General features: G+C 49.1%; 9 protein-coding genes. 8 read left to right on the top strand and 1 reads right to left on the bottom strand.

Going from position 1 to position 7713, the window contains the following annotated elements:
• Positions 1-1090, top strand: a 1090-nt coding sequence (locus tag WBV75_RS14855) for a sodium:solute symporter family transporter (protein ID WP_424121362.1), incomplete at its 5' end; no start/stop codon positions are given.
• Entirely contained in the window at positions 1087-2175 is a 1089-nt protein-coding gene (locus tag WBV75_RS14850) for an acyltransferase family protein (protein WP_424121361.1), read from the top strand. The genes WBV75_RS14855 and WBV75_RS14850, both read left to right, overlap by 4 nt.
• Here WBV75_RS14850 and WBV75_RS14845 read toward each other — a convergent pair.
• Positions 2165-2761: a riboflavin synthase gene (locus WBV75_RS14845; RefSeq protein ID WP_424121360.1), complete on the bottom strand. Its 597-nt coding sequence runs from the start codon at positions 2759-2761 to the stop codon at positions 2165-2167. The genes WBV75_RS14850 and WBV75_RS14845 overlap by 11 nt on opposite strands.
• 57 nt (positions 2762-2818) lie before the next feature.
• Between WBV75_RS14845 and pdxA the strand changes: the two genes are divergently transcribed.
• From pdxA to accC, 6 genes are all read left to right on the top strand, one after another.
• Positions 2819-3889 carry a 4-hydroxythreonine-4-phosphate dehydrogenase PdxA gene (gene pdxA, locus WBV75_RS14840; protein WP_424121359.1) on the top strand — a complete coding sequence of 357 codons (1071 nt, stop codon included), beginning with the start codon at positions 2819-2821 and terminating at the stop codon, positions 3887-3889.
• A 76-nt stretch (positions 3890-3965) separates the two neighbouring features.
• Positions 3966-4502 (top strand): YceD family protein, encoded by a 537-nt coding sequence (locus WBV75_RS14835; RefSeq protein ID WP_424121358.1) that lies wholly within the window; start codon positions 3966-3968, stop codon positions 4500-4502.
• Between the two features lie 6 nt (positions 4503-4508).
• Entirely contained in the window at positions 4509-4706 is a 198-nt protein-coding gene (gene rpmF / locus WBV75_RS14830) for a 50S ribosomal protein L32 (RefSeq protein ID WP_424121357.1), read from the top strand.
• 165 nt (positions 4707-4871) lie between these two features.
• A complete protein-coding gene (locus WBV75_RS14825) occupies positions 4872-5870 on the top strand; it encodes a beta-ketoacyl-ACP synthase III (protein WP_424121356.1) in 999 nt (332 codons plus the stop codon).
• A gap of 24 nt (positions 5871-5894) precedes the next feature.
• Positions 5895-6371, top strand: coding sequence for an acetyl-CoA carboxylase biotin carboxyl carrier protein (gene accB, locus WBV75_RS14820; RefSeq protein WP_424121355.1), 477 nt, complete (start codon positions 5895-5897; stop codon positions 6369-6371).
• A 56-nt stretch (positions 6372-6427) separates the two neighbouring features.
• Positions 6428-7713: acetyl-CoA carboxylase biotin carboxylase subunit (gene accC / locus WBV75_RS14815; RefSeq protein ID WP_424121354.1), on the top strand; the 1286-nt coding region annotated here is incomplete at its 3' end.

Genomic DNA, 7713 nt, shown 5'->3' with positions numbered 1-7713 from the left:
TCAATGGTGGAGTGCCTGGTATCCCGGTGCAGAGCCCGGGGGTGGGGGGTATATCGCCCAGCGTATGCTGGCGGCTAAAAACGAAAACCACGCCATTGGAGCGACGTTTTTTTTCAACATCATGCATTATGCCCTGAGGCCCTGGCCCTGGATTCTTGTCGCCCTGGCATCTTTGGTGGTTTTCCCCGATGTCGCGAGTATTCACGAGGCTTTTCCCAACGTGGAAGAAAGCAAGTTGGGCAACGACCTGGCCTACTCCGCCATGCTCACCAAATTGCCCCCGGGGCTGCTCGGGATTGTGCTGGCTTCCCTTGGGGCGGCGTATATGTCTACGATTTCAACCCACTTGAACTGGGGTTCTTCATATGTGGTCAATGATTTTTACAAACAACAGATTAAACCTGAGGCCTCTGAGCGGGAACTCGTAGCTGTAGGCCGGATAACCACAGTAGTACTGATGGTATGCAGTGCTATCCTCGCCCTGTTCCTGACCAATGCCCTGCAACTTTTTGATATCATCCTGATGTTTGGGGCCGGGACGGGCCTGATTTTTATTTTAAGGTGGTTCTGGTGGCGCATTAATGCCTGGAGTGAAATCTCTGCCATGTTTTCTTCAGGCCTGATTTCAATACTCTTCAATTTTACGGACCTCGGGGGATATTTCTTTGGGGGCACTACAGCATCAGGGGCCGTTTTTGAAGGGCTTTTGCCCGGATGGAGCAAGTTCCCGGTAGTCGTTCTGATCACCTCTGTCGTATGGCTGGTGGTGACCTTTGCCACCCCTGCTGAGCGAACGGAGACCTTAAGGGCATTTTATAAGCGGATACAGCCGGGAGGGCCCGGGTGGCGTAAAATAGTCGCGGAAGCCTCCGCGGAGGGAATCACCCTGGATCAGGGCAAAAAGTGGAGTGTACCCTCCGGGATTCTGGCTATGGTCATCGGGTGTTTGCTGGTCTACAGTTGTATGTTTGCCACCGGTAACTGGATATATGGAAATTACCCCAGTGCCGCGGGATTGACAGTAGTTGTAGTCGTTACGGCCTGGTTGTTAAGGCGCATGTGGAGTCAAATAAAAGGTGATATTTTATGAAAGAGCGTATTGTTTCTGTGGATATTTTCCGGGGTCTTACCATAGCCCTTATGATTTTGGTGAACACCCCGGGGACCTGGGAGGCCGTATATCCGCCACTCAGGCATGCTGACTGGCATGGATACACCCCGACAGACCTGGTATTCCCATTCTTCCTGTTTATTGTGGGGACCTCCATTGTTTTTGCCTATAAGAACAAACAACCGGGCCCTGCGGTCTACCGCAAGATTGTCGTACGCACGTTAAAACTGATTGGGTTGGGGCTGTTCCTGGGGGCGTTTAAAGTAGAACCCCCTTTTATCCTTCCTTTTGAGGAAATCCGATTCCCCGGTGTTTTGCAGCGTATCGGGGTGGTTTTTTTCGCGGCTTCCCTCCTCTACCTGAATTTCAACTGGAAGGTTTTGCTCGGCATAGCAACCACTATTTTGCTGGGTTACTGGATCTGGATGGGATTCATCCCACTCGAAGGCCAGGCGCCGACCTTTGAGCGGGCGGCAAATAACTGGGCAAACTATATCGACCTGAATGTATTGGGGACCCATATGTACAAACCGGACTACGATCCGGAAGGGCTCCTAAGTACACTTCCGTCTATCGTTTCGGCCCTTTTGGGGGTATTTACCGGGCTTTTGCTGGTCAGCGACAGGGCGGAGAAGACCAGGACAATGGTTCTGATTGGAGTCGGAATGTTGGTGCTGGGTTATCTCTGGGACCTGGTGTTTCCTATCAACAAAGCCCTTTGGACCAGTAGTTTTGTATTGGTTACGGCCGGGTGGGCGAACCTGGTACTGGCGCTGATCTACTATCTTACAGATGTCCGCGGCCTGCGATTCGGCAGCATATTCAAGTACGCCGGGGCCAATGCCATAACCGTGTATTTTCTCTCCAGCTTTATAACCAACATTTTTTATCAGAAAAAGAATGAAGCGGGGGTTAGTATTCACGAACAGTTGTTCAACACCCTCTATATTCACCAGGGGATGTCCCCGGAGTTCTCTTCCTTGCTCTACGGGCTTTCAGTTACCGGATTTTACTTGTTGCTGGGCTGGTGGATGTACCGGAAAAAGATCTTTATCAAGGTGTAGAATACCCTTGCATCAGGCGGGCGACGTATTTCCCGATCATATCAAACTCAAGGTTTACCCTGCTCCCCACCTCGTATTCCCTGAAGCGGGTGTGCTCATAGGTGTAGGGGATGATAGCCACACTAAAAGTACCCGGGCCTGAATCGACTACCGTCAGGCTTACCCCGTCCACGGTAATGGACCCTTTTTCTATGGTGATACGGCTGGGGTGCATGTCGTACCTGAAATGGAACTTCCAGCTGCCACCCAGATCTTCAACCTTTGTGCATACCCCTACCTGGTCTACATGGCCCTGCACAATATGCCCGTCCAATCGCGCGCCCAGGGTCATGGCCCGTTCCAGGTTAACGGCACTGCCTTCTTTCAGGTCTCCCAGATTGCTCCTCTGCAGTGTTTCTTCAATAGCCGTAACGGTGTAAGCGTCTGTTGCTATGGATACTACGGTGAGGCACACGCCGTTATGCGCCAGGCTTTGGTCCACTTTTAGCTCCTGGGCCATGGGGGATTGAATCGTAATATTCAGGTTGGTCTGGTCTTTTTCCAGGTGGGTGACAATGCCCGGGGTTTCGATAATTCCTGTAAACATAGTATGTGGAAATTGAGTAATTTTGACGGGATTTCTAAGATACAAAGGTACAGATTCATGCAGGATACGAGGGAGAAAATTAAAGTAGGGATTTCAATAGGCGATCTCAATGGAATTGGTCCGGAGGTGGCTTTGAAGACTTTCGAGGATAGCCGAATGCTCGATTTCTGTACCCCTGTTTTTTTTGCTTCGAACAAGACCATTTCCTTCCTGACAAATCACTTCGGGATTTCTATGAAGTTCCATGGAATCCCCGGGGCCTCTGATGCGCTGGAAGGCAAGATCAACGTGGTCAATGTCTGGAAAGATTCCCCGGATATCCATTTCGGAAAACCTTCGAAAACAACGGGAAGCTACGCGATCAAGTCCTTACAGGCGGCTGTTAAGGCCCTGAAAAAAGGAAGTATTGATATTTTGGTTACCGCTCCCATCAACAAGAAAACGGTTCAGGCAGAAGAATTTGCATTTCCGGGGCACACGGATTACCTCGCCCGGGAACTGGAAGGTACAAGCCTGATGTTTATGGTCACCGATACCCTTAAAATCGGATTGCTCACAGATCATGTACCTGTGGGGGAAGCCCCATCGCTGATTACCCCTGAGTTGATATCCGAAAAGGTGCGGGCTATGGAGGATTCCCTGATCCGGGATTTTGGAATTGCAAAACCCAAAATCGCCGTTCTCGGGATTAATCCCCATAGTGGAGATGACGGGGTTATCGGCAAAGAAGACGATACGGTGCTCCGCCCGGCCCTCAAAAAACTGGCGGAAGGCAAACACCTGGTTTACGGACCTTATGCGGCGGATACATTCTTCGCCTCGGATAATTATTTGAACTTTGACGCGGTCCTGGCGGCGTATCACGACCAGGGTTTGATTCCCTTTAAAACACTTGCTTTTGGCAAAGGGGTTAATTTTACCGCAGGCCTCAGCCGCGTCCGTACCTCTCCCGACCATGGGACGGCTTTCGATATTGCGGGGGAGAATAAAGCGAATCCGGACTCCTTTAAAGAGGCTTTGTTTACGGGGATGGAAATTTTCAGAAAGCGAAGTGAGCACCACAGCCTGACCCGGAACCCCCTGAAAAAGCAGCGCATGAAACGCGCCGGGAGAGGAGAGGATCGATAGGTATTTATTGTCAGAAATAATTGGGTTTTGACAAAAAAAAAGTATCTTTGCACGCCCTAATTGAATGGAAGAGGAGATGAGGCATAAAGAGTTTGAAATTCCTTTTTCGGGATTAAAACAGGGGAAACATCAGTTTGATTTTCAAATTGATAACGCGTTCTTTGACTCTTATCAGTACGACGAATTCAACGAGGCCGATATAAAGGTTACTGCCTTACTCCATAAAATGAGTACCATGATGGAGTTGGAGTTGAAAGCTGAGGGCTGGGTGAATGTCGCCTGTGACCTGACCAGTGAACCCTATAATCAGCCTATTGAAAGTGAACTGGAGTTGGTGGTTAAATTCGGGGAAGAGTTTAATGATGAGGACGATGAAATCCTGGTCTTACCCCTTGGATCCCATCAGTTCAATATTGCACAGTATATTTATGAAATGCTCGTGCTGGCTGTCCCGACCAAGAGAGTGCACCCCGGAATTGCAGATGGCACCCTGGATTCGGAAATACTGAAAAAGCTGGAAGAATTACAGCCGAAAGAGATCAAAAACGAAGAAAACGAGATCGATCCCAGATGGGATGCATTAAAGAGTTTATTAATAGATAAAAAACAATAGCGTACCATGGCACATCCTAAAAGAAAGATTTCCAAGACCAGAAGGGATAAACGTCGCACCCATTACAAGGCAACTGCCCCTACTCTGGCGAAAGATCCGACCACTGGAGAGATGCACCTGTTCCACAGGGCGCACTGGCACGAAGGAAAGTTATATTACAGAGGGCAGGTCCTTGTAGATAAAACTGAAGAGGCCAGCGCATAACGACACCACAATAGATTACTGACTCCCACTCCATAAGGTGGGAGTTTTTTTATGGACTGAATTCCTCAAAAAACCATAGATAAAAGCATAAATTGCTGGAAAATCCTTAATTTTCACAGATTTTGAAGCTTTTTCTAAAGGTTCTTTTCTAAAAACCTTTCTTTAATGAATAAGATAACAGCAGCGATTACCGCTGTGGGAGGTTACGTTCCGGAGTATCGACTCACCAATGCCATCCTGGAGACTATGGTGGATACGAACGATGAATGGATCACCACCCGGACCGGAGTTAAGGAGCGAAGAATCCTCAAAGACCCTGACAAGGGCACTTCTTTTCTGGCCATAGAAGCCGCCAAAGACCTGATTCGCAAACGCAATCTCGATCCTGCCGAAATTGACCTGGTGATACTGGGGACCGCTACCCCGGATTTGCCTGTGGCCGCTACAGCTGTTTATGTAGCTACCGAAATTGGAGCTGTCAACGCTTTTGCCTATGATTTACAGGCGGCCTGCTCTAATTTCCTATACGGGATGTCTACGGCAGCCCGGTATATCGAATCCGGCAGGTATAAGAAAGTTTTGCTGATTGGGGCCGATAAAATGTCCTCCATAATTGATTACACGGATCGAACTACCTGTATCATTTTTGGAGATGGGGGTGGAGCGGTGCTTTTTGAGCCTTCCACGGACGGCCTTGGGTTGATAGACGAATACCTGAGAAGTGACGGAACAGGACGGAAGTTCCTCCGAATAGAGGCTGGCGGATCACTGATGCCGGCATCCGAGGAAACGGTTCGCAATAAGAGGCATTTCGTATATCAGGATGGGAAGTCGGTTTTTAAATTCGCCGTTTCCAATATGGCGGATGTCGCGGCTAAAATCATGGAGCGCAATTCGCTTTCACATGAAGATGTAAACTGGTTAGTGCCGCATCAGGCGAATAAGCGAATCATCGATGCCACAGCCAACCGGATGGGTCTCGATCATGCGAAGGTCATGATGAATATCGAGAATTACGGGAACACTACTTCGGCCACCCTGCCTTTGCTCCTGCACGATTATGAAAAACAACTGAAAAAGGGGGATAGCCTCGTATTTGCCGCTTTTGGCGGAGGTTTCACCTGGGGGTCCATTTATCTGAAATGGGCGTACAATTCGAATTAGAAACAACTTAGAAAACCTGAATCCATGGATATTAAAGAAATTCAAAGCCTCATCAAATTTGTGGCCAAATCAGGGGCCAGTGAAGTGAAGCTCGAAACGGATGATATTAAAATCACCATTCGTACAGGACCGACCTCCTCGGGACCGGAAACTACCTATGTACAACAGATTCCGATGCAGGCGCAGCCCGTGACAGCTCCGGCACCCGTAGCCGCGACACCAGATGCCCCGGCAGCGGAGGCAACCGATGAGGAATCCAAATACATCACCATTAAGTCTCCGATAATTGGGACGTTCTACAGGAAACCTTCTCCGGACAAACCCGCCTTTGTGGAAGTCGGGGCTTCAATCGCCCCCGGGGATGTCCTTTGCGTGATCGAGGCGATGAAGCTGTTCAATGATATTGAATCGGAAGTTTCCGGGAAGATTGTCAAAGTACTCGTGGAAGACTCTTCCCCGGTGGAATTTGATCAACCTCTGTTCCTGGTTGACCCTTCCTGATGGCCTGAAGCTATCGACGCTGTAGTTCATTTATTAATCCGCCAAGAAGACGCGCCATGTTCAAGAAAATACTGATTGCAAATCGCGGGGAAATCGCCATGCGCATCATACGAACCTGCAAGGAAATGGGAATTAAAACCGTTGCGGTTTATTCCAAAGCCGACGAGGAGAGTCTCCACGTCCGTTTTGCGGATGAGGCGGTTTGTATCGGGCCTGCTCCGAGTTCACAATCCTATCTAAAAATACCCAACATCATTGCTGCGGCTGAAATCACCAATGCAGATGCTATCCACCCGGGGTATGGATTTCTCTCAGAAAACTCCAAGTTCTCCAGAATATGTGCGGAACACGACATTAAGTTTATCGGGGCAACGGGTGATCAAATAGATAAAATGGGAGACAAGGCCTCTGCAAAGGCCACTATGAAAAAAGCAGGAGTACCCACCATACCCGGTTCGGAAGGTATTCTTAAAGATCTGGCCGAGGCTCGGAAAGAAGCGGGAAAAATGGGGTATCCCGTAATGATCAAGGCGACTGCCGGTGGGGGTGGAAAAGGAATGCGCGCTATTTGGAAGGAAGAAGATCTCGAGAAGAATTTCGAAAGTGCCGTACAGGAAGCTGAAGCGGCTTTTGGAAATGGAGGGATGTACATGGAAAAGCTCATTGAGGAGCCCCGCCATATTGAAATTCAGATCATTGGCGATCAGTACGGGAAGGCTTGCCATCTCTCAGAGCGGGATTGTTCCGTACAAAGACGCCACCAAAAATTGACTGAGGAAACACCTTCCCCATTTATGACGGACAAACTCCGGGAAGAAATGGGAAATGCCGCGATTCTGGCTGCAGAGTATATAAAATACGAAGGTGCAGGAACCGTGGAATTCCTGGTAGATAAACACCGGAATTTTTATTTTATGGAGATGAACACCCGGATTCAGGTGGAACATCCCATAACGGAACAGGTGATCGATTACGACCTGATTCGCGAACAAATCCTGGTGGCCGGAGGGGTGCCGATTTCCGGAAAAAATTACGTCCCCAAGCTCCACTCTATCGAATGCCGTATTAATGCGGAAGATCCGTATAATGACTTCCGTCCTTCCCCTGGGAGAATCACAACCCTGCATACTCCGGGAGGTCATGGGGTGCGTCTGGATACGCATGTTTACAGCGGCTATGTGATTCCACCCAATTACGATTCGATGATCGCCAAGCTGATCACCACGGCCCAAACCCGGGAGGAGGCGATCAACAAAATGAGGCGTGCCCTGGATGAGTTTGTAATCGAAGGCGTTAAAACCACGATTCCTTTTCATCAACAACTAATGGACAACCCGGATTA

The organism is Robiginitalea sp., from assembly GCF_049588695.1.
Taxonomy (GTDB): domain Bacteria; phylum Bacteroidota; class Bacteroidia; order Flavobacteriales; family Flavobacteriaceae; genus Robiginitalea.
Note: the sequence above shows the minus strand (reverse complement) of the source record. Positions and strands in the feature narration are given on the sequence as shown.

Coding starts and splice junctions, on each gene's coding strand:
- WBV75_RS14850 (WP_424121361.1), top strand. CDS start 1,087: ATGAAAGAGCGTATTGTTTCTGTGGATATTTTCCGGGGTCTTACCATA.
- accB (WP_424121355.1), top strand. CDS start 5,895: ATGGATATTAAAGAAATTCAAAGCCTCATCAAATTTGTGGCCAAATCA.
- rpmF (WP_424121357.1), top strand. CDS start 4,509: ATGGCACATCCTAAAAGAAAGATTTCCAAGACCAGAAGGGATAAACGT.
- WBV75_RS14845 (WP_424121360.1), bottom strand. CDS start 2,761: ATGTTTACAGGAATTATCGAAACCCCGGGCATTGTCACCCACCTGGAA.
- WBV75_RS14835 (WP_424121358.1), top strand. CDS start 3,966: ATGAGGCATAAAGAGTTTGAAATTCCTTTTTCGGGATTAAAACAGGGG.
- pdxA (WP_424121359.1), top strand. CDS start 2,819: ATGCAGGATACGAGGGAGAAAATTAAAGTAGGGATTTCAATAGGCGAT.
- WBV75_RS14825 (WP_424121356.1), top strand. CDS start 4,872: ATGAATAAGATAACAGCAGCGATTACCGCTGTGGGAGGTTACGTTCCG.